Annotated in this window: 19 protein-coding genes; 7 read left to right on the top strand and 12 right to left on the bottom strand. The window is 71.0% G+C overall.

Annotated elements, in window-relative coordinates; genetic code table 11:
• Nucleotides 1-221 precede the first annotated feature (221 nt).
• Nucleotides 222-1,316: a hypothetical protein gene (locus MLE64_RS14880; protein WP_243318903.1), complete on the bottom strand. Its 1,095-nt coding sequence runs from the start codon at nucleotides 1,314-1,316 to the stop codon at nucleotides 222-224.
• Between the two features lie 95 nt (nucleotides 1,317-1,411).
• Between MLE64_RS14880 and galU the strand changes: the two genes are divergently transcribed.
• Nucleotides 1,412-2,284 carry a UTP--glucose-1-phosphate uridylyltransferase GalU gene (gene galU / locus MLE64_RS14875; RefSeq protein WP_243318902.1) on the top strand — a complete coding sequence of 291 codons (873 nt, stop codon included), beginning with the start codon at nucleotides 1,412-1,414 and terminating at the stop codon, nucleotides 2,282-2,284.
• Between the two features lie 5 nt (nucleotides 2,285-2,289).
• Here galU and MLE64_RS14870 read toward each other — a convergent pair whose 3' ends face one another.
• The 4 genes from MLE64_RS14870 to mnmG all read right to left on the bottom strand — a co-directional run bounded on the left by MLE64_RS14870 (nucleotide 2,290) and on the right by mnmG (nucleotide 7,103).
• Nucleotides 2,290-4,413: a heavy metal translocating P-type ATPase gene (locus tag MLE64_RS14870; RefSeq protein ID WP_243318900.1), complete on the bottom strand. Its 2,124-nt coding sequence runs from the start codon at nucleotides 4,411-4,413 to the stop codon at nucleotides 2,290-2,292.
• Between the two features lie 18 nt (nucleotides 4,414-4,431).
• Nucleotides 4,432-4,638 (bottom strand): heavy-metal-associated domain-containing protein, encoded by a 207-nt coding sequence (locus MLE64_RS14865; RefSeq protein WP_243318897.1) that lies wholly within the window; start codon nucleotides 4,636-4,638, stop codon nucleotides 4,432-4,434.
• Between the two features lie 16 nt (nucleotides 4,639-4,654).
• A complete protein-coding gene (locus MLE64_RS14860; protein ID WP_243318895.1) occupies nucleotides 4,655-5,143 on the bottom strand; it encodes a MerR family transcriptional regulator in 489 nt (162 codons plus the stop codon).
• A gap of 76 nt (nucleotides 5,144-5,219) precedes the next feature.
• Nucleotides 5,220-7,103: a tRNA uridine-5-carboxymethylaminomethyl(34) synthesis enzyme MnmG gene (gene mnmG / locus MLE64_RS14855; protein ID WP_243318893.1), complete on the bottom strand. Its 1,884-nt coding sequence runs from the start codon at nucleotides 7,101-7,103 to the stop codon at nucleotides 5,220-5,222.
• A 129-nt stretch (nucleotides 7,104-7,232) separates the two neighbouring features.
• Here mnmG and pssA point away from each other — a divergent pair, with 129 nt between their 5' ends.
• Nucleotides 7,233-8,021 carry a CDP-diacylglycerol--serine O-phosphatidyltransferase gene (pssA, locus tag MLE64_RS14850; protein WP_243318891.1) on the top strand — a complete coding sequence of 263 codons (789 nt, stop codon included), beginning with the start codon at nucleotides 7,233-7,235 and terminating at the stop codon, nucleotides 8,019-8,021.
• A 60-nt stretch (nucleotides 8,022-8,081) separates the two neighbouring features.
• On the opposite strand, the gene MLE64_RS14845 is transcribed toward pssA, so the two are convergent.
• The 6 genes from MLE64_RS14845 to MLE64_RS14820 all read right to left on the bottom strand — a co-directional run bounded on the left by MLE64_RS14845 (nucleotide 8,082) and on the right by MLE64_RS14820 (nucleotide 12,231).
• Nucleotides 8,082-8,582, bottom strand: a complete 501-nt coding sequence (locus MLE64_RS14845) for a type 1 periplasmic-binding domain-containing protein (protein WP_243318889.1) — start codon at nucleotides 8,580-8,582, stop codon at nucleotides 8,082-8,084.
• A 77-nt stretch (nucleotides 8,583-8,659) separates the two neighbouring features.
• Entirely contained in the window at nucleotides 8,660-10,033 is a 1,374-nt protein-coding gene (locus MLE64_RS14840; protein WP_243318886.1) for a NupC/NupG family nucleoside CNT transporter, read from the bottom strand.
• A gap of 9 nt (nucleotides 10,034-10,042) precedes the next feature.
• The gene (locus MLE64_RS14835; RefSeq protein WP_243318884.1) at nucleotides 10,043-10,399 is read right to left on the bottom strand and encodes a roadblock/LC7 domain-containing protein; all 357 of its coding nucleotides are present in this window, start codon (nucleotides 10,397-10,399) and stop codon (nucleotides 10,043-10,045) included.
• A 67-nt stretch (nucleotides 10,400-10,466) separates the two neighbouring features.
• Entirely contained in the window at nucleotides 10,467-10,832 is a 366-nt protein-coding gene (locus MLE64_RS14830) for a DUF2752 domain-containing protein (protein WP_243318882.1), read from the bottom strand.
• Nucleotides 10,833-10,837: 5 nt separating this feature from the next.
• Entirely contained in the window at nucleotides 10,838-11,488 is a 651-nt protein-coding gene (locus MLE64_RS14825) for a hypothetical protein (protein ID WP_243318880.1), read from the bottom strand.
• Between the two features lie 56 nt (nucleotides 11,489-11,544).
• Nucleotides 11,545-12,231, bottom strand: coding sequence for a hypothetical protein (locus MLE64_RS14820; protein ID WP_243318878.1), 687 nt, complete (start codon nucleotides 12,229-12,231; stop codon nucleotides 11,545-11,547).
• Nucleotides 12,232-12,347: 116 nt separating this feature from the next.
• On the opposite strand from MLE64_RS14820, the gene bamD reads away from it, so the two are divergent.
• Genes bamD through MLE64_RS15890 form a run of 5 tightly spaced genes read left to right on the top strand, consistent with a single transcriptional unit; the run spans nucleotide 12,348 to nucleotide 20,700 of the window.
• A complete protein-coding gene (bamD, locus tag MLE64_RS14815) occupies nucleotides 12,348-13,838 on the top strand; it encodes an outer membrane protein assembly factor BamD (RefSeq protein WP_243318877.1) in 1,491 nt (496 codons plus the stop codon).
• Nucleotide 13,839: 1 nt separating this feature from the next.
• A complete protein-coding gene (locus MLE64_RS14810) occupies nucleotides 13,840-15,885 on the top strand; it encodes a hypothetical protein (protein WP_243318875.1) in 2,046 nt (681 codons plus the stop codon).
• Between the two features lie 13 nt (nucleotides 15,886-15,898).
• Nucleotides 15,899-16,288: a hypothetical protein gene (locus MLE64_RS14805; protein WP_243318873.1), complete on the top strand. Its 390-nt coding sequence runs from the start codon at nucleotides 15,899-15,901 to the stop codon at nucleotides 16,286-16,288.
• Nucleotides 16,289-16,339: 51 nt separating this feature from the next.
• Entirely contained in the window at nucleotides 16,340-17,611 is a 1,272-nt protein-coding gene (aroA, locus tag MLE64_RS14800; RefSeq protein ID WP_243318872.1) for a 3-phosphoshikimate 1-carboxyvinyltransferase, read from the top strand.
• A complete protein-coding gene (locus MLE64_RS15890) occupies nucleotides 17,605-20,700 on the top strand; it encodes a sigma 54-interacting transcriptional regulator (protein ID WP_341482296.1) in 3,096 nt (1,031 codons plus the stop codon). The genes aroA and MLE64_RS15890 overlap by 7 nt, the downstream gene beginning before the upstream one ends.
• Nucleotides 20,701-21,076: 376 nt before the next feature.
• Here MLE64_RS15890 and mutL read toward each other — a convergent pair whose 3' ends face one another.
• Entirely contained in the window at nucleotides 21,077-22,873 is a 1,797-nt protein-coding gene (mutL, locus tag MLE64_RS14785; RefSeq protein WP_243318869.1) for a DNA mismatch repair endonuclease MutL, read from the bottom strand.
• Nucleotides 22,874-22,878 lie beyond the last annotated feature (5 nt).

Here is a 22,878-nt window from a genome sequence, read left to right as displayed (position 1 = left end):
GTCCCGCGGAACCCTCAAAGGCTTCCTATCTTCTATCCGGTTTTCAAAGACGCCCACCGCGTTTCCACACGGTCCAGAAGAACCTTCCAGCCCTTCCCGGCACCCCGCAGCCTCAACTGCGCAGGACGTTTAGATTACCAGGGGAGCGCTTCGGCGCAAGCGGAAATTTTTCAGAAGGGGCGCGCCAATGTTGCATCTCTGGGGAAATCCCCAGGTGGCGCCTAGGAAATCCCCAGTTTCAGGAGGGTCCGCCGCTTCCCCGATTCCACCGCGGGCTGGTCGAAGGGATCCACTTCCAACGCCGCGCCGCAGAGTCCCACCACCAACTGCCAGGCCATGAGGAAGGCACCCAGGGATGCCTCGTCAAGCGTCTCCAAGTGCCAGTGGATGACCGGCACACCCGCGTCTTCGAGGGCCTCGCGGGTTCCTTCCGCCTGGGCGCGGACCACCTCCGCGCCGCCCCGGCGATCCAGTCCCGGGAAGGGGCACTGAACCGGTAGATCGGAAGGCTCCACCGCCTTCCCGGAACCGACGGTGACCATCACTACGCCGACATTGCGCGGACCGTCGAGCCAGCGCTGCAGTTGGGCATGCTGGTCCTGGGGGCCCACGGCGCGGATGGGCGTGAAGCCTCGCCGGCTACCGTCCTTCGCCTGCTTGCCGAGACTCTCCGCGATCAACTGCACCCACCATCCGCCCACGGTCTCCAGGCGCGTGGCGTAGGGCATCATCACCCACTGATCCGTGCCGCTCAGATAACCCTTGGTCAGCGTCCCGACCATGTCCCACACGCGCTCACCCCAAGGGCCCCGTCCCTGCTCCGTCTGCGCCAGCGCCTCGCGGGCGCCGGCGAGGAAGTGCCCGGCATCCCGACCGGCCCAATGCAGCGGAAGCGTCCCGATGGGCGTGAAGGCCGAGTAGCGCCCGCCCACCTCCACAGGAATCGGCAGCAGCGTCCACCCTTCGGCTCGAGCCAACTGGGCGAGCGGGTTCTCATCGTCCTGGGTGATAGCAATGGGCGCTTGGTGCCAGCGGCCCCACCCCTCCTGGGCGCGCAATCTCCCGATCCAGCTCCAGAGCTCCAGCGTGCGCCCACTCTTGGAGGCGAACACCAGCTGATCCTCGGGCTCCAGGCGCAGGCCATTGGGTTCGGGCGAGGTCAGGGGCTCCCAGCGGAGGCGGAACGGCGAATCCGCCAGGGCCTGGATGAGCGCGTCCGCCGGCAGCACGGAGCCTCCGATCCCGCACCAGAGCAGGCGGCCAGGCCCCATGGACGTCGGCAGGGCCGGGCCCTCCACGGACCGCCATCCCGACATGGGATGTCCAACCATCTGCCTCCACAACGTCTTCGGGTCCATCCGGGATCCTCCCATCGCAGCCATCTTAGGCCATCATGATCCACGGAGCCCCTATGCGAACCCTCCGAAAAGCCGTTATTCCCGTGGCCGGCCTGGGCACGCGCTTCCTGCCCGCCACGAAGGCCCAGCCCAAGGAGATGCTGCCGCTGGTCGACACGCCCGTGATCCAGTACGTGGTGGAGGAAGCCATCCGTGCCGGGGTGGAGAGCATCGTGCTGGTGACCGGGCGCGGCAAGGGCGCCATCGAGAACCATTTCGACGTCGCCTACGAGCTCGAGGACACCCTGCGCCGGCGCGGGAAGCAGGAAGACCTCGATATCGTGCGGGACATCACCCACCTCGCGCAGTTCGCCTATGTGCGCCAAGGCGAGCCGCTGGGCCTCGGCCACGCGGTGCTCTGCGCCCGCCATGCGGTCGGCGATGAGCCCTTCGCGCTGCTCCTGGGCGACGATGTCTTCGACGAGCGCGATTCCGCCCTGGAGGCCCTAATCTCGGCCTATCACGCCACCGGGAAGTCGGTGGTGGGCGTCCAGGAGGTTCCGGAGGACCACGTCTCGCGCTACGGCATCGTCAGCGCTCCCCGCAACCGCGAATCCGTCTGGGATGTGACATCGATTGTCGAAAAGCCGAAGCCCGAGGATGCGCCCAGCCGGTGGGCCGTGGTGGGCCGCTATGTGCTGGAGCCCCGCGTGTTCGATCACCTGGCCGCCCTCAAGCCCGGAGTCGGCGGCGAGTACCAGCTCACGGACGCCCTGGCCCTCCTGGCCAAGGAAGGCCGCCTGGTGGCCGCCCCCATCCCCGCGCAACGCTTCGATACCGGGAACAAGCTCGACTACCTGAAGGCCAACGTGGAGTTCGCCCTCAAGCGGGAGGATCTGCGGGATGACTTCGCCGCCTACCTCAAGGAGCTGGCGAAGCGCCTCTAGCTGTTCTACCGCCGCAGGCGCAGGGCGTTCAAGACCACGGTGAGGGAGCTGAGGCCCATGGCCAACCCCGCCAGCATGGGTCCGCCGAACCGCTCCAGCTGGCCGGAGGCGGCCAGGGGCACCAGCACCAGGTTGTAGCCGAAGGCCCAGCCGAGGTTCTGGCGGATCACCCGGTGGGTCCGCAGGGCGAGTCGCCGCGCGGCCAGGATGGGATCGAGCCCCGGCCGCAGCAGCACCAGGGGAGCCGCCGCCATGGCCGCGCCCGTGCCCTGCTCGCCCGCGCCCGAGCCCATGGCGATGCCGCAGTCCGCCTGGGCGAGGGCCGGCGCATCATTCACACCGTCACCCACGAAGCCGACCACCGCGCCACGGGTCTGGAGGTCCCGGATGCGGATGAGCTTGTCCTCGGGGCGCAGGCCTGCGGACACGGAGGAAATGCCGGCGGCCTCCGCCATGCGGGCAGCCGGCTCGGGACGATCTCCGGTGAACAGATGGAGGCGCAGACCCTGCTGCCTCAGCTGTCCGACCACCGCGGGGCTCTCGCTCCGGAGCCGGTCCCCCAGGATGAACACGCCCTTCAGGCCCGAGCCGTCCGCCAGGCCCACGGCGATTCCATCCTCATCCACGGTGGGGAAGGTCACCCCGAGGAACGCGGCGCTGCCCAGCCGCCAAGCCGTTCCTTCGATCTCGCCGCTGACGCCCCCACCGGGGTGGGCCCGGAAGGCGGATACCTCCTTCAAGGCGCCGCCATGAGTCCCATGGGCCAGGACCAGGCCCCGGGCGATGGGGTGCTCGGAATCCCGCTCCAGGCTCGCCGCGAGCCGCAGCAGGTCCGGCTCGGCCATGCCCGAGGTCCCCACGATCCGGCGCAGCCGGGGCCGCCCTTCCGTGATGGTCCCGGTCTTGTCGAAGGCCAGGTCCGTGGCCTGCCCCAGGGCCTCGAGGGCGGCGGCGTCCCGCACCAGCACACCCTTTCGCGCCGCGGAACCCAGGCCCACCATGACTGCCACCGGCGTGGCGAGGCCGAGGGCGCAGGGGCAGGCGATCACCAGGAGTGTGACGGCCGGTCGCCAAGCGTGAGCCAGAGCCCCAGTGGCCATCCACCACCCCGCCAAGGTCAGCAGGGCGAGGACCAGGATGGCGGGCACGAAGACGGCGCTGATGCGGTCCGCCAGATCCTGGGCCGGGGCCTTGGAGCCTTGCGCCTGCGCCACCAGCGCGGCCATGCGGGCCAGCTGGGTCTGGGCCCCCACCGCCTGGATCTCCATCTCGAGCATGGAACCGTGCACCACGGTCCCCGCCACCAGGCCTTCACCAACCCCCTTGGGCACGGGAAGGGGCTCGCCGGTGAGCATGGATTCATCCACCTCCGCCTGGCCGGCGATCACGCGGCCATCGGCCGGCACCGCGTGACCCGGAAGCACCCGCACCCGGTCGCCGGGATGCAGGTCCCCCACCGGGACCTCCACCACAGAGCCATCGGCGCCGAGGCGCAGGGCCGTGGGCGGCGCGAGGGCCAACAGCTCCTTCAGCGCGTCCGTGGCCTTGGCCTTGGCGCGGGCCTCCAGGTACTTGCCCGTCAGCAGGAAGGCCACCAGGGCGGCCGCCGTCTCGAAGCTGAGGTGGTGGACGCCATTCAGCCATTCCGCCACGGCGAACAGCCAGGCGACGCCCGAGCCCAGGGCGATGAGCGTGTCCATGGAGGCTTGGCCATGCCGCACCTGGCGTCCCGCCCGGACGAAGAAGCCCCAGCCCGCCCAGAAGACCACGGGCGCCGAGAGGACCGCCTGGAGCCAGCCCGGCAGGTGGAGCCCCAGGCCGGGGACCATGGCGAGCAGGAGCGGGGCCGTGAGGATGAGGGCCACGAGCATCCGGTTCCGGGCGGGCGCCGGATCGTCGTCTGCCTGCGCGACGACCTGGTCGGCCTGGGGCCGGCCCAGGCCATAACCCGCATCCTCGACCTGCGCCGCCAGGATCTCGAAGCTGGCCTCGCCTTCCACCGTGGCGGTGGCGGTGGCCAAGTTGACGGAGGCGGTCCGGACGCCGGGCGTGGTGGCCAGGGCCTTTTCCACATGCCGCACGCAGGACGCACAGGTCATGCCCGTGACGGTGTAGGTCTCGACGCTCATAAGCCTTCCAGAGGTGGCCTAGGCCTGCTTTGACATCTGGTAGCCGGCCTCGGCCACCGCCGCGGCCAGAGCCTCGAAAGTCGCGGTGCCGCTCACGGTGGCGGAGCTTTTGGAAAGGTCCACCACCACGTCCGTGACGCCGGGCATGGCCCGCAACGCCTTGTCCACGTGACGGACACAGCCGCCGCAGGTCATGCCGGTCACACGATAGGTCTGGATGTTCATGGGTTCTCCCGGGGGTTCAGGCCCGCAGCTCCGTGAGGGCGGGCAGGCGCTTGGCTTCGGCGAGCAAGGTTTCCATCAGGTTGCAGCCGAGATCGCTGCTCTGTCCGTCGGGGGTGCCCAGGGTGACGCGCAGGATCTCGACCAGCAGCTGGATCTCGGCCAGCTTGCTTTCGAGGGCCCTGAGCTTGCCGCCGAGCGCGTCGCGCACGTGGGCGCAGGGCGCGCTGTCCTGCCGCAGGGCCCGGAGGAGCTCCTGCACCTCGTCCAGGGTGAATCCCGCGGCCTGGGAGGCCTTCAGGATGCGCACCCACTGGACGGCCTGGGGGGGGAACAGGCGGTAGCCCTTCGGGGACCGGGGCAGCTCCCCGAAGACCCCGGCATCGGCATAGAAGCGCAGGTTCCTGGCCGTCAGGCCCGAACGGGCGGCAAGCTGGCCGATCTTCAGCATGCGTGGCGCAGCAAACGCCGGAGCAGGTGCTGGGTGGAGGTCAACGACGGTCGACATGGGACCCTCCCGAAGACGAACACCCCCAGTCTAAGCTTCCAGTTACATGGAAGATCAAGGATAAAATCACAAAAAACTATATGCGCGTGGAACGATGGATATGCAGGTGCAGCAGGGTCACGGCGGCCGGGGTGATGCCGGGGATCCGGCTGGCCTGCCCCAGGGTCTCAGGTCGGTGCAAGGTCAGCTTCTCCAGGACTTCCTTTGACAGGCCGTGCAGGTGCTCGATGCGGAAGTCCGCGGGGATCCTCACGTGGTCCCAGGCCCGGTGGCCTTCCAGGAGGCGGGCCTCCCGTTCGCGGTAGGGGGCGTAGCGCAGCTCGAAGAGCAGCAGGTCCCGCTCCCGGGCCGGATCCCACCCGGGCTCCGGATCGGCCCACCCGTCCAGCAGGGCCAGGCAGGCTTCGGCCTGCTCGGGCCCCATCTGCTGCCGGCGGAGTAGGTCCGACAGGGACAGCCCGGCCTCCAACCGCAGCCCGGCGGACGTGGCCACGGGCCCGAAGGGGCTGGTCTGGGTCACCCAGGCGGCCTCGCACTGGGCGCGCAGCCGCTCCCGCCGCGCCACCTTGGCCTCCACCAGGGCCAGTTCCCCGGGCTGGAGGGCCCCCAGGTCCCGGGCGACGGCGAGAAGGCGGGCGTCCGCCAGGTCGCAGGCCAAGCCCAAGCGATGCTCGGCCCGGGCCGTGAGCATGCGGTAGGGTTCGTCCGTGCCCTTGGTGACAAGGTCATCGATCATCACGCCCAGGTAGGCCTGGTCCCGGCCGAGCACCACCGGTTCCCTGCCTTCCAGCCAGCGCGCGGCGTTGATGCCCGCCAGCAGGCCCTGACCGGCCGCCTCCTCGTAGCCAGTGGTGCCGTTGATCTGACCGGCGAACCAGACGCCCTCCAGGCCCGTCACGGAGAGGTCCCGTCGAAGCTGCAGGGGATCGAAGCTGTCGTACTCGATGGCATAGCCGGGACGCAGGATCTCGGCGGCTTCGAAGCCCGAGAGGCTCCGCACCATGCGGAGCTGCACGTCCGGCGGCATGGAGGTGGAGAGGCCCGCCAGGTAGATCTCCTCGGTCTCCAGGCTCTCGGGCTCCACGAAGATCTGGTGACGCCCCTTGTCCGGGAACTTCACGAACTTGTCCTCGATGGAGGGGCAGTACCGGGGCCCGACGCCTTCGATGTGCCCGCCGTAGAGGCTCGACTTCGGCAGGTTCTCCCGCACGATGGCCTCGGTCTCCGGGGTCGTGTGCACGATGTGGCAAGGCACCTGGGGCTGGGGGATCCCCGGGCTGAAGAAGCTGAAGGGCCGTGGCGGGTCGTCGCCGGGCTGGACCTCCAGCCGCGCGAAGTCGATGCTGGCCCGGGCCAACCGCGGACTGGTGCCGGTCTTCAGGCGCCGGTGACGCAGCCCCAGGCTTCGCATCTGCTCCGCCAGATGCGTGCTGGCGGGTTCCCCGGCCCGGCCCGCCTCGATGCGGCGCTCGCCGATGAGGATGCGCCCGTTGAGGAAGGTGCCGCTGGTGACCACCACGGCGTCGCAGGGCAGCACGGAACCGTCCAGCAGCTCCACCCCGCGGAGGCCCCGGGTGCCTTCGGACCAGAGGAGGGCGGCGGCGATGCCCTGGCGGAGGCGCAGGTTCGGCGTGTGCTCCAGCAGGTGGCGGGCGGCGATGCGGTACTTCACCTTGTCCGCCTGGGCCCGGGGGCCGCGCACGGCCACGCCCCGGCTCTCGTTGAGGATGCGGAAGTGGATGCCCGTGGCGTCGATGAGGCGGCCCATGGCGCCGCCCAGGGCGTCCAGCTCGCGCACCATGTGGCCCTTGCCCACCCCGCCGATGCTGGGGTTGCAGCTCATCTGGCCGATCTGGTCCAGGTTCATGGTGAGAAGCGTCGTGGCCAGGCCCAGCCGGGCGGCGATGTGCGCAGCTTCTATGCCTGCGTGTCCTCCGCCAATCACCACCACCTGCTTCACCCGCGCCTCCGAAGGGTGACAGGATACCCTCCCCACTCGGCGCGCTCGGGAGCCGCCGGGATGTGTGAAAATGGCCCCATGCGACCCCGCTTGAGCCCAGAGGAACGCCGCGACCGCCGGAAGCGCGCCATGCGCCGGTCCATGTTCGTGCTGCCCTCCAGCATCACCATGGCCTCCATCTTCTGCGGCTTCTCCAGCGTGGTCATGTCCATCAACGCCGCCGGCGCCACCCCCGAGCGCTATTTCCTCTGGGCCGCGGGCCTGCTGGTGCTGGCGGGGGTCTTCGATGGCCTGGACGGCCGGGTGGCCCGGGCCACCAACACGGCCACGGAGTTCGGCGTGCAGCTGGACAGCCTGGCGGACGTGGTCAGCTTCGGCATGGCCCCGGCCATCCTCGCCTACCGGTATGGTTTCTTCCACCTGGGCATCCAGGATTCTCACCTGCGGGCCGTGGGCTGGGCGGCCTGCTTCGTCTTCACGGCCTGCGGCGCCCTGCGCCTGGCACGCTTCAACGTGCAGGTGGGCGCTGTGGATCCCCGCTACTTCGTGGGCCTTCCCATCCCCGCCGGAGCGGCCTGCGTGGCCTCCGTGATCATCTGGAGGCCCACGCCCCCGGCGGTGGCCCTCCAGGCCTATGCGTTCGCCGCAGGGCTGTTCCTGGTCGGCCTCCTGATGGTCTCCACGATCCGCTTCCCCAGCTTCAAGAAGCGCGCCGGCAGTCCTCGTGCCGCCATGCTGACCAGCTTCACCATCGTGCTGATCTTCGCGCTGATGATCCTTCTTCAGCAGCGGTTCTTCGTGGGCTTCTTCGCCGCCTACATCACCCTGGGCCTTCTGCTGAACCTGGCCTGGAAGGCCGGCTGGCGCGGAATCGAGCCGCCGAGGGACGGAGCCGAGGACCTGGCGCACGTCCACTGATCGGTGCCAACGGAAAGGGGCTGCCGGGCAGCCCCTTTCCGTCGGTGTCCAGCCAGGACGTCAGAAGGTGGTCGCGGCCGGAGGCACCGACACGCCCACCACGTTGGCGACCTTGACGTTGGCCAGCAGCCGGCCCCCAGTCCCGGGCCCGATGGCCAGGACGGCCCCTTGCTTCACGGCCGCCTCGGTCGTGGCCACGGTGGGGATCTTCTGGATCGCCATGCGCTGGATGATGAAGCTGGCCACGGACGTGCCGTCCCCCGCCACATGGTCCCCCGCCAGGAGCACGACCGCATCCGGCTTCCGGCCCGACAGGGCGGCGACCGCCCGGCCCACGTCCTGGGGTCCCTTGACATCCACGACCAGGACCTTGAAGCCGTCCCCGGCCGCGGTCAGGGCCGCGACGGCCTTCTTGCTGCCTGCCGCGTCGCAGACCACCGCGAGGGTCTTCACCTGGGGCCAGGCTTTTCCCATGGTCCCGACGAGGGCGTCATAGTCCCCGGCCGCGAGCGACAGCGAAGCAAGGGCGCACGAGAACACCAGGGTCCTGAAACGGGCCATCCAAACCACCTCCAGCCCCTCCACTCTATCCCTGGATAACGGCTGTTGGAATATCGATTTTTTCGTACTGTTTTTTTCTAGGTCAAGATCCCCGCGATGCAGGCGCTCAGGAAGTTGGCCAGGGTGCCAGCCAGCATGGCCCGCAGGCCCAGGCGGGCCAGATCGCCCCGGCGCTCGGGCACCAGGGCCCCGATGCCCCCCACCTGGATGGCGATGCTGCTGAAGTTGGCGAAGCCGCAGAGGGCGAAGGTCGAAATCAGCCTCGCCTTGGCGGAGAGGTTGGTCATGGCGCCCAGGTCCAGGAAGGCCACGAACTCGTTGACCACCATGCGCTTACCCAGGAGGGACCCCACCTGGCCGGCCTCGATCCAGGGCACGCCCATGAGGTAGGCGAAGGGCTTGAACACCGCGCCCAGCACCATCTCCAGACTGAACCCGGGATGGATGGCCTTCATCAGCCCGTTGATCAGATAGATGAGGGCGATGAAGGCGATCAGCATGACGGCCACATTGAAGGCCAGCTGCCCGCCCTCGAAGGCGCCCCGGGCCGCGGCGTCCAGCACATTGGCATCGTGGGTGGGGATGTCCACCTTGACCTCGCCGGCGGTCTCGGGGGCCTCGGTCTCGGGCTCCAGCAGCTTGGCCATCATCACCGCCCCGGGCGCCGTCATGATCACCGCCGTGAGCAGGTGCACGATGTCCACGTGGGCCACCTGCACGTAGGCCACCATGATGCTGCCGGACACGTGGGCCATGCCCGCCGTCATGATCACCATGAGCTCGCTGCGGGTCATGCGCGCCAGGAAGGGCCGGATGGTGAGGGGCGCCTCGGTCTGGCCCATGAGGATGCTGGCGGCCACGCTCACGCTCTCGGCGCCGGAGACCTTGAGGAAGCGCCCCATGGCCCGGGCCGCCGCGCCCACCACCCACTGCATGACGCCGATGTAGTAGAGCACCGCGAAGATGGAGGCCACGAAGATGATGGTGGGCAGCACCGCGAAGGCGAACACCATGCCCACCTTGCCGCCGGGGCCGTCGGACAGGGACCCGAAAACGAAGCTGGCGCCCTCGTGGGCGTAGGCCATGAGGTGCTCGACCACCACGCGCATCTTGTCGAAGGTGGAGCCCACCAGGTTGCCCCGGAGCAGTCCCAGGACGATGACGCCGAACAGGCCCCAATTGAGGGGCCTGTTCTCGTACGAGGCGAACCGCCGGAGCAGCAGGGGCGTGAACATCAGCAGCAGCACCACCCAGCCGGCTCCCTTCGGGAAGGGCAGGAAGGACAGCAGCCCCGCGATGGCGGAGCCCTTGAGGACGATCAGGGCGAAGACCCACTGGAGCGTGAGGCCCCAGGCGATGGTCCGCCAGTGGATGGCGCTGCGCTTGTGCGACAGCGCGTACGCAATGGCCACAAAGGCCACGATTCCGGCCAGACCCATGAAGCGTTCCATCCAGGCTCCCTACAGTTCGACGTTCAGGGCCTCGACGGCCTTCTCCATGTAGAACCGGGCCCGGCCCAGAAGGCCGTCCCGTTGCATCACCAGCACCAGCGTGCACTGCTCCTTGGCGCCCATCATGAGGATCCAGTGCTGTTCCGTGGCGAAGGCCACCTGCTTCACCTCGCCGCGGTCGAACTCCTCCACCGCCTGCTGCAGGTGCCGCTTCACCACGTGCTGGTAGGCCCCGAGAAGCTGCAGCCCCTCGTTGGAGACCTGGATGGTGCGGGAGCAGATGGGATCCCCGTCGCGATCGTTGAAGGTCGCGGCCAAGGCCTCGGGCACCTGTTCGATGAGCCGATCCAGGAGTTTCTGGAACATGATGGGACTCCGGCAATGCGTGCTGACAGCATGACCGCACTGAGTGGCCATGGCAAAACCCGGGCCCCTAGATCCCCCTGGCCGCCTGGAGCGCCCAGATCCCGGCCAGCAGAAGCCAGGCCCCGAGCCGGAGGCCCCGGGAGTCCGGCAGAGGCGGGTAGGGATCGCCCCGCCAGGCCCGGCGGAGGTCCCAAAGAACCGCCACGGGCGCCGCGGCGGCGAGGATCGCCAGGGCCGGGTACCAATGGAGGGCCGCCCCCCACTGACCCTGCCCCAGAGCCAAGGTTCCGCGCGTCAGCCCGCAGGTGGCGCAGGCGACCCCCGTGACCCGCTTGAAGGCGCAGCCGGGAAGCAGCTCGGCCCAGGGGACCAGAAAGCCCGCCAGCCGGACACCCAGCCCCAGGCCCAGGGCGGCCAGGGCGATCCAGGGCACCCGCCTCACGTGGCCACCCGCAGCATCGCCAGCAGGAGCCCCGCCAGGCCGAGCGCGCAGGCCCCAAGCAGGACCGCATGGACCACGGTGGCGGCCATCCCCCGCCAGGCCCCGCAGCCATGCCTGGCCCCCAGGGCGAAGCCGCGGAAGAGCCACAGGTAGCCGTCCAGGAGCAGCAGCGGAAAGGCCAGCAGCGTGCCCAGGACGGGCACGAAGCCCAGCAGGCCGATCAGCGTACCCAGGGCCGTGATGCGCAGGGCCTCGGCCTCGGCCACCAGGGTGGCCCGGAAGCCGCGCTTCGCCTTCAGCCCTCCCACCAGCCACAACCCCGCGTGGTCCCAGACGGCGTCATGGATCCAGGTCCCCAGCACGCCCAGGGGCACGATCAGCAGCAGCCAGGGCCAGATGCGCTCGAAGGCTGGAGAGGGCGGAAGGGATCGGAGCAGCTCCCGCCACACGTCCGGATCGGCGCCCAGGGCATGCTCCAGCCAGGCTGGCGGGGCCTTCTGTCGAAGCTGGGCATAGGATTCGAGCGTCCGCCAGACCGTCAGGCCGGTGTTGGCCAGGGACAGCGGCACCCACACGGCCAGCATCCGGACCAGGGCCCGGCCCAGGGGCGGCGGTGGCTCGCTGAACGCCTCGGAGGGCCTGACCAATGCTCGAATAGGGGCCCAAAAGGGCGCTCGGATCGCGTCCGTGAAGGGAACCCCCATCACTTCCTCAGGAACAGGGTCTCGAACTCGCGGAGGGCGATGGCATCGCCGTCCCGCTTGAGGGGGCCGTGGAAGTCCTGGGGGCTCAGGTCGGCGAACTCGCCGAAGGTGGCCACGTTCCCGTTGATGTAGGCGATGAACTCATCCTGCCGGTGTTTGATGTAGCCCCGGAAGGGCCGGGCGATGGCCCCCAGCAGGGCGGAATCCAGGGCCGTCCAGGTCTGGAGGTGGGTCTCGAAGCCGTGCTTCCCCTCCCAGTAGCGGTACGAGGTGAGCATCTTCGCCTTCACGGCGAAGGGGGTCTTGAGTCGGCCCTTCTCGGCCACGCCCTCCACCAGGTAGACCCGGTGCCCAGGCCGCTGGTACACGAGGCGGAGCGTGCCCTTCAGCCCGTGCGCGTCGTCGATGCTCCAGGATCCGTCGGGATGGATGAAGGCATAAAAGGCCGGCACGAACTGGCAGTGGCGCCACATGGCCGAGGCCAGCCGGGGATGGTCGAAGAGCTTCTCCATGCTCGCCAGCCGCACATGCTTGGGCTGGGTCTGGGTCTCGAAGATGAAGTCGGCCCGATCGATGATGTCCTGGGCCTCGGCCTGGGCTGCCGGAGGGAGCTGGGCCAGGAAGGCCGGCGGCTGAGCTTGGACGCAAACGGCCAGGAAGGCGAAGATCACGGCACGCATACCCAAGACGCTAGCACCTCCTCGGGGCCGCCGGGGCCCCAACGGCGCCCCAACGGCGCCACCGGTTGGCCCGGACCGGACCGCGGGTCGCGGCTATGCTTTTCCTCTGTCCCGAGGCTTCCATGCTGCCCGCACCCCCCTGGTCCCGCGTCTGGTCCCGCGTCCCGGTCGCCCTGTTCTGCGCCCTGCCGGTCCTGGTCCAGGTGACCGGGCGCGCCCAGGAGGCCGACCTGGCTGAACGCCTGTACCAGAGCGGCGAACGCGCCTACGCAGCCAAGGCCTACCAGGAGGCGGCGGACACCTGGGGCCAGCTGCTCCAGTCCGCCCCCGGGAGCGCGTTCGCCCCTCGCGCCCTCCTGGGGCTGGCCAGGCTCCAGGTGGAGGTGAACCACAAGCCCGAGGCCGCCATGCCCTTCCTGGACCGGCTCAAGGCCGACCACATCCGAACCCCTGAAGCCGCGGAAGGCCTGCTGCTGAGGGGGACCCTGCTCGCCCGGCAGGCCCGGCGCCCGGCGGAGCTCAAGGACGCCATGGCGGAGTTCAACCGCGTCATCGACCTCTTCCCGGAGTCCCCGGCCGTGCCCGAGGCCCGGTTCCGGCTGGGCCGCGCCTGGCGGGACCAGGGGCAGTGGGGCCGCGCCCTCCAGCTCTTCGTGGAGGCCTTCCGCCTCCATCCCGATGCCGCCGTGGCGCCCCGGGCCATGCTGGAGGCCGCCGAGACCATGGACCTCCTGGACGATCTTCCGGGCTGCCTCCGGATGCTCCAGCGGCTGCGGACCCTCGCCCCCCACACGCCCGAGGCGGAGGAAGCCGCCTGGCGCATGGCCGTACGGGTGAAGCACCGGCTCCAGAAACCTCCCCTCACCAACGAAGGCTCCTGGCCCGCGGGGCGCGTGAAGTGGCTGCGGACGCCAATCCTCCTAGCCACGGCGCCGGACGGGGATCTCCTGATCTACCAGAGCGACCTGGATCGTGCCTTCCGGCTCCACGGCGGTGAGCTGACCCCCACCGGTCCCTCCGCAGCCGGAGCCAAGGCCATGGTCGTCTCGCCCGCCGGCGAGGCCTGGCTTCTCTCCAAGGCCGGCCTCGCGCGGGAGCAGGCGGCCCCCATGCCGCTGAACAACCTGGGTGCCCTCAGCGGGGCCGCCCTGGACCACTGGGGGGCGCTCTGGGTGGCGGATGCGAAAACCCCGGCCCTGACCGTCTTCAACCAGGATGGCACCTCCCGCACCGTGGCCTCCCCCACCGCCAACGCCCTGGCGGCCCTGCCCACGGGCGGCATGGCCATCGCCTCGGACGCGGATCGCAAGCTGCTCTTCCTGGATGCCGACGGTCAGCCCCGCGTGGTGGTTCCCTACGGCAAGGACCTTCCGGCCCCCTTCCGGTACGTGGTCGCCCTGGCCTCGGACGGGGCAGGGCAGGTGGCGGTCCTGGTGGATGGAGGGGACTTCGGGGAAGGCGTTCTGGTCCTCGATCCCCATGGCGCGGTGCTTCGCCAGGCCACCTTCAAGAGCCTGGGCATCAGCGGCCGCATCACGTCGCTCGCCCTGGACCGCTCCGGCGGCCTCATCCTCTGCGACCGCCGCAACGACCTCCTGTACCGGTTGAACTGACATGCGCCTGCACCGACTCCTCCCCTTCGTCTTCCTGCTGAACCTGGGCCTCGGCGCCCAGGACGCGGCCCTCAAGGACACCTTCCTCCAGGCCAAGGCCCTCTGGGCTACCCAGGGGGATCGCGAGGGCGCGAGCACCCGCTTCGAGCAGGTGGTCGGGGCCCTGTCGCCCAAGGCCGCCGTCCTCGATCCCACCTGGGCCCAGGTGCTCTGCGAAAGCTACAACTGGCTGGCGGTGCTGGATGACCGCAGCCCCCAGACCAAGCCCCGGGCCCAGGCGCGCCTCCAGGCGCTCATCGACCTGAACCCGGACTTCGAGGTGGACCGGACCCTCACCTCCCAGCGCCTGGTGGCCCTCTTCGACCGCCTGAGGGCGGAGAACTACGCTCCCGTACGGTTCAGCTACGCACCCGAAGGGGGGACCCTGTCCGTGGATGGCCGTCCGGGATCTCCCCAAGCCCGCCGCTTCCTTCCCTTCGGCTCGCACAAGCTGACCTACAGCCGCCCGGGCTACGCGCCCGTCGACCTGATCCTCGACCTCGTCTCCGGAGACGCCAAGACCGCGGACTTCAAGCTCACGCGCATCTCCTCCACCGTGGCCCTGTACGTGCGGCCGAGCGGCGCAGAGGTCCTGCTGGACGGCCACAGCCTCGGCCACGCCAAGGGCCAGGCGGGCCCCGACGCCGCCCCCCTGGTGATGCCCCTGGGCCTGCGCCCGGAGGATGTCTCCGAACCCTTCATCATCGGCGAGCTGGCCCCGGGCAAGCACCAGCTGGAGCTTCGCGCCCCCTGCCACCGGACCAAGGTGCTCGAGATGCAGGCGGACCTGGCCACACCCTTCGCGGACCACACCCTGGAGCCCATCCGCCTGGACCCCTCCAAGGGCACCCTGTCCGTCCATTCTGACTGGCCCGGGGGCGAGCTCTTCCTCTCCGGCCAGAGCCAGGGCGCCCTGCCCGTGACGCAGCTGCCGGTCTGCTCGGGCCCCTATGATCTGCTCGTCCGCTTCCCGGCCGGCGGCTTCTTCCGGCGCATCACCGTGGAAGAGGGCAAGGCCCTCGCGGTGGAGGCCCGGCCGAAGCCGCGCCTCGCCTTCCTGGGCCTGGAGGGGGAGCTGGAATTCACCGGCCGGGCCCGGCTCCTGTCGCTGCTGGAGGGCCTCGGCGACCGCCTGCAGCAGGTGGCCTATCTGCCCGCCCACCCTGGCGAGACGCCCCAGGAGGCCCTGGCGCGGGTGAAGGCCTCGCGGGAGGCCGAGCTCATCCTCTCCGCCGCCCCGATGCCGGGGAAGGTGGTCCATCAGGTGGAGCTTCGAATCGCGACCCTCGAGGGCGAGGAGGAGCGGCTGCTGGTGAAGCCTCTGGAGGAGGATCCCCTGGGCCCCCTGGTGGCCCGTCTCAACGCCATGCCCCCCCTGCATGAGCCCGGTCTGGGCCTGGCCCTCCTCGACCTCCCCGGAGAGCCGGGGCCATGGGTCCTGTCCGCCTCCGAGGCCGACCAGAAAGCCGGCATCCAGGTCGGCAGGGCCCTCACCCTGGCCAACGGCAAACCCGTGGCCTCGGTCCAAGCTCTGCGTCAAGTGCTGGCGGCCGCGAAAGGGACCGTGACTCTCAGCCAGGGGGGTTCCCCCGTGAGCCTTCCGGTCCAGGAGGAGGCCCTGGAGCTTCCCCTGGGTTCCCCGGCCCTCTGCTACCCGGCCATCCTGGCCCGCCTGCGGCTGGATTACGCAGGGGTGAAGGCGGGCGCCAAGGCAGACGAAGCGAACCTCATCCGGATGAACCTCGGCCTGGGCCTCATGCACTTCCGCCGGTACGACAAAGCCATCGAACAGCTGCGGGATGCCCGGCTCGGCACCACGAGCGGCGTGAGCCAGGGCACCCTCGACTACCACACGGGCCGATGCTTCCTCCGCCTGGGCAGCGCCTACCAGGCCGAAGCAACGCAGGCATTCCGGCAGGCACTGAAGTATCCTCAGGCAACCCTGCTCGGCCCCGATGGCCCCCTCGTCGCCCCCCTGGCCCGGCAGGCCCTTGAAGACCTGAAGTAGCTTGGAGGAACCCATGAAGCGTCAGCGCGGCGAAGGCAAGATCGGCTGCATCGTCTCCCTGCTCGTGTTCGGCACCCTGGCCGCCGCCGGCTACAAGGCCATCCCCGTCTACTACAGCGACAGCGAGCTGGTGGACGCCTGCGACTTCATCGCCAGCAGCGCCGCCAAGAAGCCCATCGAGACCATCGAGCGGGAGGTCCGGGACAAGGCCAAGGAGCTGGGTATTCCTGAGGTCCTGATGGACAAGAACGCCATCCGGGTTGGCAAAAGCGGCAGCGGCGAAGCCGGCACCTGCACCATCACCCTCCGCTACAAGCGCACCATCGACTTCTACGGCACCTACCAGTGGACCAAGGAGACGAACAAGCGCATCTCCAAGCCGATCTTCGAGAACATCGGCTGATCCAGCCTTCGATGGGCTTGCGGCGGGGGGCCGGGCACGGCACCCTGCCATATGCTCCTGTCACTTCCTGAAGACACCTCCCTGCCCAGGGGAGCGGCGCTGCACCCGGTCCGGGTGCCCGGATCGAAGTCCGTCACCAACCGGGCCCTACTGCTCGCGGCGGTGGCGCCGGGCACCAGCCGGTTCCGCGGGGGACTGGAGGCCGAGGACACCCGCTGGATGCGGCGGGCCCTGGCGGATCTGGGGCTCGGCGTCCGGGAGGAGGACGGCACCTGGACCATCGAAGGAGGCGGCCGTCCCCGGACCTCCACCCCCCTCTGGCTTGGCGCCTCCGGCACCACCCTGCGCTTCCTCCTGCCCTGGCTGGCCCTGAAGGCAGAGGGCCCCGTGCGGCTGGAGGGCGACCCGCGGCTCTTCGAGCGTCCTCTGGGGCCCCTGCTGACCCCCCTGGAAGCCCTGGGAGCTGCCTGGGAACCCGATGCGAAGGGCGCCTGGCTGCGCCCCGCGCCGCACACCCCGGAGCGCCTGGACCTGGAGGTGGACGCCCGCCTTAGCAGCCAGTTCCTCACGGGTCTGGCCCTGACCGCGGCGGCCCTGCCCGGCGGCGGCACCCTGCGCTGGACCGCGGTGGCCAGCCCCAGCTACCTGGCCCTCACCACCCAGTGGCTCCGGCGCTTCGGCTGCGAAGCCCGCCTGGAGGAGGGCCGGTGGCTCATCCCCGGCGGCGCCCTGACCCCGCGAGACCTCGATCTGCCCGGCGACTGGAGCGGCGCCGCCGCCTTCCTGGCCGCCGCGGCGGTCACGGGCCGGACCCTTCACCTGGCGCCCCTGGACCCCGACGACGCCCAGGGCGACCGCGCCATGGTGGCCCTCCTCCAGGCTGCAGGCTGTCGCACCCGCTGGACCGGGCCCCAGGACCTGGAGCTGGAAGGCCCCCTCCAGCGCGGACTGGACGCGGATCTCACGGACTGCCCTGACCTGGGCCCCGTGCTGGCGGCCCTGGCGGCCCTGGCGCCCGGCGCTTCCGAGCTGCGCGGCCTCCACACCCTGCCCCTCAAGGAGTGCGACCGTTTGGACGCCTCAGCTGAGCTGGTGCGCTGGCTGGGCGGAGGGGCCGAGGTGATCGGCGACCACACCCTGCGCGTCCAGCCCGGCCCGCGGCCCGGGCCCCGGGCCCCGTTCGACCCCCGGAACGACCACCGCATGGCCTTCGCCGCCGCCGTGGGCGGCCTGCGCTGCGGCGGCGAGGTCCGGGATCCCCATTGCGTGGCCAAGACCTTCCCGGACTTCTGGGAGGTCTGGCGCGGGATGCTGGGGTGCTGAAGGCCTCTTGGCTGGGCCATTGGAAGGCCCCCTGGGGCCTGGACCGGGGACGGCGCTGGGGAGACCCGGCCTGGGCCCTGGCTGCCATCGCCCAGGCCTGGATGCTGGGGGGGCGCGAGGGGCGCTGGCCCCGGGTCGCCCAGGAGGCCCGACGCCCCTTCGGTCCCCAGGTGACGGCGCCGCCCACGGCCTTCGGCCCCCGTCCCGATCCTGCCTGGGTGGCCCTCCTGCGCCACGGCAGCCCCGCCGTGCCGGCGGACCGGCGGGGCGTCCGGGAGAGCGAACTGTCCGCCTGGGCCTGGGAAGCCCTGCTGGAGGGGGATGGCAGTCCGTGGATGGCGGCGGGATCGGTCCTCCTCGACCGGTCCCAGCGCCTGCGCTGGATCGCGGTCCTGGGGGCCGTGGAAGAGGGCAGCCGCCTCGTGCTCCCGCCCTTCCTGGAGATCCTGGTGCCGTCCGACCTCCACTCCCTGCCGCCGGAATGGTGGACATTCCTGCTCCGGAGCCAGGACGCCGAGGGACGCCTGCTGCCGGAAGGCGCCCTGGATCCGGCACTACCCTGGCCGCTCCTGCAGGTCCTGGCCAGCCCCCTGGCCCTCGACGGATCCTGCGAAGAGCTGGCCCCGCACCATGGCGCGCCCTGGCTGGCGGAACTCGCCTCGGGACGGCGTGTGCTGGATCCCCGCCTGCGGGCCTGGGCTCGAGGCATGGGCGCCTCGCCGTCGGGCCTCGACCCCTTGGCGCCCACAGGCCTATCCGGCGGCGGGCTTCCGGATGCATCCCTGGCGGCCTTCCTGCGCCTGGAACTGACCGAGGATCAACCAGCGGGCTGGCGAGGCGTCCTGGATGCGGACATCCACGAGGCGCTCCAGCGGCCCATGCCGCCTGCTCCTTCAGGCCACCCCGCCTGGGACCGGATCCGCATGCGCTGGGGCGGCGAGGCGGCCCCAGCGGCACCGGGCTACCCGGACTGGGGCGCGTCGGCCCATCCCTGCGCCGATCCCTTCCACTGGATGGCCGAGGGCCTGCGGGCGGACCGGGCCTGCGATCCGGAGGGCTCCCTGCGGGCCTTCACCCTGGCCCACGCCCACTTCCTGCGGCTTGGGGCGACGGGCTGGGCGGAGCGGGCCGCCTCCAACGCGGCGCACCTGGCCCTCAAGTGGGCGGACCTCCCGGCCCATGCCCGCTGGGCCGCCCTGCGCGGCCCGCTTCCCCAGCCATGGCAGGACCTGGAGGAGGCCCAGCTCGCGGACGTGAACCTCGATCCGGACGCAGCCCTCGCGCGGATCCGCCGCCTGGTGGAGGTCCATCCCGAGGTTCCGGCAGCCTGGGGTCTCTTGGCCCTGCACGGGGCGGATCGGGAGCGCTGGGACTTGGTCCGCGAGGCCTTGCCCCAGGTCCGGACCCACCCCTACGCCCGGTTCCTGGAAGCCGCCCTGGGCCCGCTGACGGAGCCGCCCCCGGTGGACGCGGATCCCGAGACCCACCTCAGCTGGGAGGCTCACCGGCTCTTCCGGGGCACGGGCGATCCGGGCGCCTTCTGGACGGCCTGGCGAGGCTGTCCCACCCAGATCATGCGCCTGGAGCTGGGCCTGCAGGTGCTGGAGCGGCGGCCGGACCTCCGTCAGGCCGAGCATCTGCTGGCCCTCCAGGCCATCGCCGATCGCGCCCAGGCGCCCCGCCACCAGGAGCGCCTGGCGGTCCTCTGGCCCCCGGCGGAGGCGGCGCCCGCCCAGGATGCCACGGCCGTACTGGATCGCTGGCTGGCCCAGCGATCCACGCCAACATGGCTGGTCTGGGGAACCGGGGCGGAGGTCCGCACGCAGGGCGCCGGCGACCCGCCTCCCGAGGGGGCCCTGGGCCGGCTGGCCCGGGAGGGCGGTCTCGCCCCCTTCCGCCAGGACAGCTGGGTCTGGCGAGGCCATGCCCTGCTGTGGGACGACTGTCCCGTGGGCGGCATCCTGCTCGCCCAGGCGCCGGACACCGCCCCCGCGACCCCGGTGGAACCCCTGCTCCTGGCTCCCTGGCTGGCCCGGCTCCAGGAGGTCCGGCCCTTGGAAGCCCCGGAGGATGGCGGCCTGCTGCTCACGGATGGCAGCGAGCCCATGGCTTCGGTGCTGCGGGAGCTGGACCGCGTGGCCACCTCGGATCTGCCGGTGCTGATCCTCGGGGCCACGGGCACGGGCAAGGAGCTGGCGGCCCGGGAGCTGCACCGGCGCTCGGGCCGCTCGGGCCCCCTGGTGGCCGTGAACTGCTCGGCCTTCGCCGAGGGCCTGCTGGAATCCGAGCTCTTCGGCCACGTGAAGGGCGCCTTCACCGGCGCCGATCGCGATCGGCGTGGCGCCATCGAGGCCGCCCGGGGCGGGACCCTGTTCCTGGATGAGGTGGCGGACTTGTCGCCGCGCCTCCAGTCCCTGCTGCTGCGGGTGCTCCAGGAACGCGAGATCCGGCGGGTGGGCTCGGACCAGATCATCCGCGTGGACGTGCGCTTCGCCGCCGCCACCCATCGGGACATCGACGCCCTGGCCACTGCGGGCGCTTTCCGGCGCGACCTGCTCTACCGCCTCCAGGGCGCGACGCTGCGTCTGCCTCCCCTCTCGGCCCGGCGCCACGAGTTCGCCTTCCTGCTGCCCCGCCTGGTGGTGAAGGCGGCGGCCTCAGCCCGGCGGCCGGTGCCCGCCCTGGCGCCCGGCCTGCCCCAGGCCCTGGCCCGCTTGCCCTGGCTGGGGAACGTGCGGGAGCTGCTGCACGCGCTGGAGCGAGGCCTCCTCCGCTGCGAGGGAGGCACGCTGAGGCCGGCGCACCTGCCAGAACTGAGCGCGCCGACCGTCCAGGCGCGGAGCTGGGAGGAGGCCACCCAGGCCTTCCAGCGGCGGCTCCTGCTGGAGACCCTCCAGGCCTGCGGGTTCCGGGTGGCCGAAGCCGCCGAGACCCTGGGGCTGGCCCGCCCGGCCCTCTACGCCACCGCCAAGCGCCTCGGCGTGGACCTGGTGGCCGAGCGGAGCCGCGCCGCCGTCCCTGCCCCCGGCCCAGGGAGCGGACCGGCTACAGCCGCCGCCCGAAGCTCCGCTCCAGATCGTCGAGGGTGAGCTTCTTGAGGATGGGGCGGCCGTGGGGACGGGCCCCCATCCGTAAGGGCCAAAGGCCCGAACGGGAGCATCGTGCGGGGCACGATGCGATCGGGGGGTGGTCGGCGGAGCCGCGCGGGGGTGTCCCCCCACGGGCGCTTGCGCGAGTGGCAGGCCGCCGATCGGGCTAGATTCGCCGCCCGAAGCTACGTTCCAGGTCGTCGAGGGTGAGCTTCTTGAGGATGGGGCGGCCGTGGGGACGGGGCCCCGTCCGTGAGGGCCGGAGGCCCGTGCGGGAGCATCGTGCGGGGCACGATGCGATCCGGGGGTGGTCGGCGGAGCCGCGCGGGGGTGTCCCCCCGCGAGCGCCTGCGCGAGTGGCAGGCCGCCGATCGGGCTAGATTCGCCGCCCGAAGCTGCGCTCCAAGTCGTCGAGGGTGAGCTTCTTGAGGATGGGGCGGCCGTGGGGACACGTGTTGGGCACCTCGCAGGCCAGCAGGTCCCGAATGAGGCCCAGGGCCAGGTCCGGGGGCAGGACGTGGTGCTTCTTGATGGCGGCGCGGCAGGCCAGCTCGGCGTTGAGGTCCCGGCGGAAGGCGTCCAGGTCCACGCGGCCCTCCCGCTCCAGCCGGGCCAGCAGGTCCTCCAGCAGAGCCTGGGGGTCGCGGTCCGCCAGGAAATCCGGCAGGCCGCGCACCACCAACGCGCCGTCACCGAAGGGATCGGCCTCCACGCCCGCCGCCTCCAGCTCTGAGAGGAAGGGCGTGAGCCGCGCCAGAGCCTCCGGTCCCACCGGCACCACCCGGGGCGGCATCAGGGGCTGGATGGCGGGGGCGTGGCGGCGCAGGAAGAGCCGCTCGAAGAGCACCCGCTCGTGGGCCACGTGCTGGTCCACGATCCACAGCTCGGGACCGCGCTCCCCTTCGATTTCCGCCAACAGGTAGGTCTGCTGGAAGGCGCCCAGGTAGCGGATGGCGCCACTGGGATCCAGGTTCTCGGCAACCCCTGAAGACATCGGCTCGTAGGTGTAGACCGTCTCCAGGGGCCGCGTGTTGAACGCAGCATCAAGCGCCTGGTAGGCCTCCAGGGCTCCGCCGGAGTGATCGGACCAGAGGCGGGGATGCTGGGCCGCGGCTCGGCGCGAGGGGTCCAGCTCGAATTCAGCCTCAAGCGGTTTGGGTGGCAACTCCAGCACCGAGGCCAGTCCGCCGCGGAGCTGCGCCCAGGCCTCCTCGGCCCCGCCCCGGACCCAGGCGAAGATGCGCTGGGGCTCCCGGAAGCGCACCTCAGCCTTGGTGGGATGCACGTTCACGTCCACGGCCTCGGGGGGCAGCTCCAGGAAGAGCACGGCCGCCGGGTACGAGCCCTTGGCGAAGGTGCCGGACCAGGCCTCGGAGAGCGCCGCCAGCAGCAGGCGGTCGCGCACGGCCCGGCCGTTCACGAAGAGGTAGAGGTGGTTGCGGTCGCGGAAGCTGAGGTCCGGCGGCGAGACGAAGCCCCGCAGGCGCCAGGGCGGCTCGCCATTCACGAAGGGCACCAGACGCGTGAGCTTTTCGCCGAGCAGAGGCCCCAGGCGCTGGCCCGGGTCCGCCACGGGCGGCAGCACCAGGGGCGCGCCGCGATCGGGGCGGATCGTCCAGTGGACGCCGGGCGAGCTGAGGGCGAGGCGCGCCACGGCACCCCAGAGCTGGGCGTGCTCGGTGTCCGTGGATTTGAGGAAGCGCCGCCGCGCCGGCAGCTGGGCGAAGAGGTCGCGCACGGTGATGGTAGTGCCCCGGCTGCGCGAGACGGGCAGCACCTCCTTGATGACGCCGAACTCGCAGCGCAAGCGGTGGCCCGCGCCCTCGGACTCCGCGCTCGCGAGGTCGAAGCGGCTGACGCTGGCGATGCTGGGCAGGGCCTCACCTCGGAAGCCGAAGGTTCCGAGATGGCCCAGGTCGTCGGCCGTGCGCACCTTGCTGGTGGCATGGCGCTCCAGGGCGAGGTACAGGTCATCCCGGGCCATGCCCGAGCCATCATCGGCCACCTCCAGCAGGCGCTTACCGCCCTCCTCCCAGGCAATCTCGATGCGCCGGGCCCCGGCGTCCAGGGCGTTCTCCACCAGCTCTTTCAGCACTGAGCTGGGCCGCTCGACGACTTCCCCCGCCGCGATCTGGTTCGCGACCTGGTCGGGGAGCACGCGGATCTTGGCCATGGCCT

The organism is Geothrix paludis, assembly GCF_022808815.1.
In the GTDB taxonomy this organism is placed as follows: domain Bacteria; phylum Acidobacteriota; class Holophagae; order Holophagales; family Holophagaceae; genus Geothrix; species Geothrix paludis.
This window is presented reverse-complemented; position numbering and strand designations above follow the sequence as displayed.

Coding starts and splice junctions, on each gene's coding strand:
- MLE64_RS14880 (WP_243318903.1), bottom strand. CDS start 1,316: ATGTCGGGATGGCGGTCCGTGGAGGGCCCGGCCCTGCCGACGTCCATG.
- galU (WP_243318902.1), top strand. CDS start 1,412: ATGCGAACCCTCCGAAAAGCCGTTATTCCCGTGGCCGGCCTGGGCACG.
- MLE64_RS14870 (WP_243318900.1), bottom strand. CDS start 4,413: ATGAGCGTCGAGACCTACACCGTCACGGGCATGACCTGTGCGTCCTGC.
- MLE64_RS14865 (WP_243318897.1), bottom strand. CDS start 4,638: ATGAACATCCAGACCTATCGTGTGACCGGCATGACCTGCGGCGGCTGT.
- MLE64_RS14860 (WP_243318895.1), bottom strand. CDS start 5,143: ATGTCGACCGTCGTTGACCTCCACCCAGCACCTGCTCCGGCGTTTGCT.
- pssA (WP_243318891.1), top strand. CDS start 7,233: ATGCGCCGGTCCATGTTCGTGCTGCCCTCCAGCATCACCATGGCCTCC.
- MLE64_RS14845 (WP_243318889.1), bottom strand. CDS start 8,582: ATGGCCCGTTTCAGGACCCTGGTGTTCTCGTGCGCCCTTGCTTCGCTG.
- MLE64_RS14840 (WP_243318886.1), bottom strand. CDS start 10,033: ATGGAACGCTTCATGGGTCTGGCCGGAATCGTGGCCTTTGTGGCCATT.
- MLE64_RS14835 (WP_243318884.1), bottom strand. CDS start 10,399: ATGTTCCAGAAACTCCTGGATCGGCTCATCGAACAGGTGCCCGAGGCC.
- bamD (WP_243318877.1), top strand. CDS start 12,348: ATGCTGCCCGCACCCCCCTGGTCCCGCGTCTGGTCCCGCGTCCCGGTC.
- MLE64_RS14810 (WP_243318875.1), top strand. CDS start 13,840: ATGCGCCTGCACCGACTCCTCCCCTTCGTCTTCCTGCTGAACCTGGGC.
- MLE64_RS14805 (WP_243318873.1), top strand. CDS start 15,899: ATGAAGCGTCAGCGCGGCGAAGGCAAGATCGGCTGCATCGTCTCCCTG.
- aroA (WP_243318872.1), top strand. CDS start 16,340: ATGCTCCTGTCACTTCCTGAAGACACCTCCCTGCCCAGGGGAGCGGCG.
- mutL (WP_243318869.1), bottom strand. CDS start 22,873: ATGGCCAAGATCCGCGTGCTCCCCGACCAGGTCGCGAACCAGATCGCG.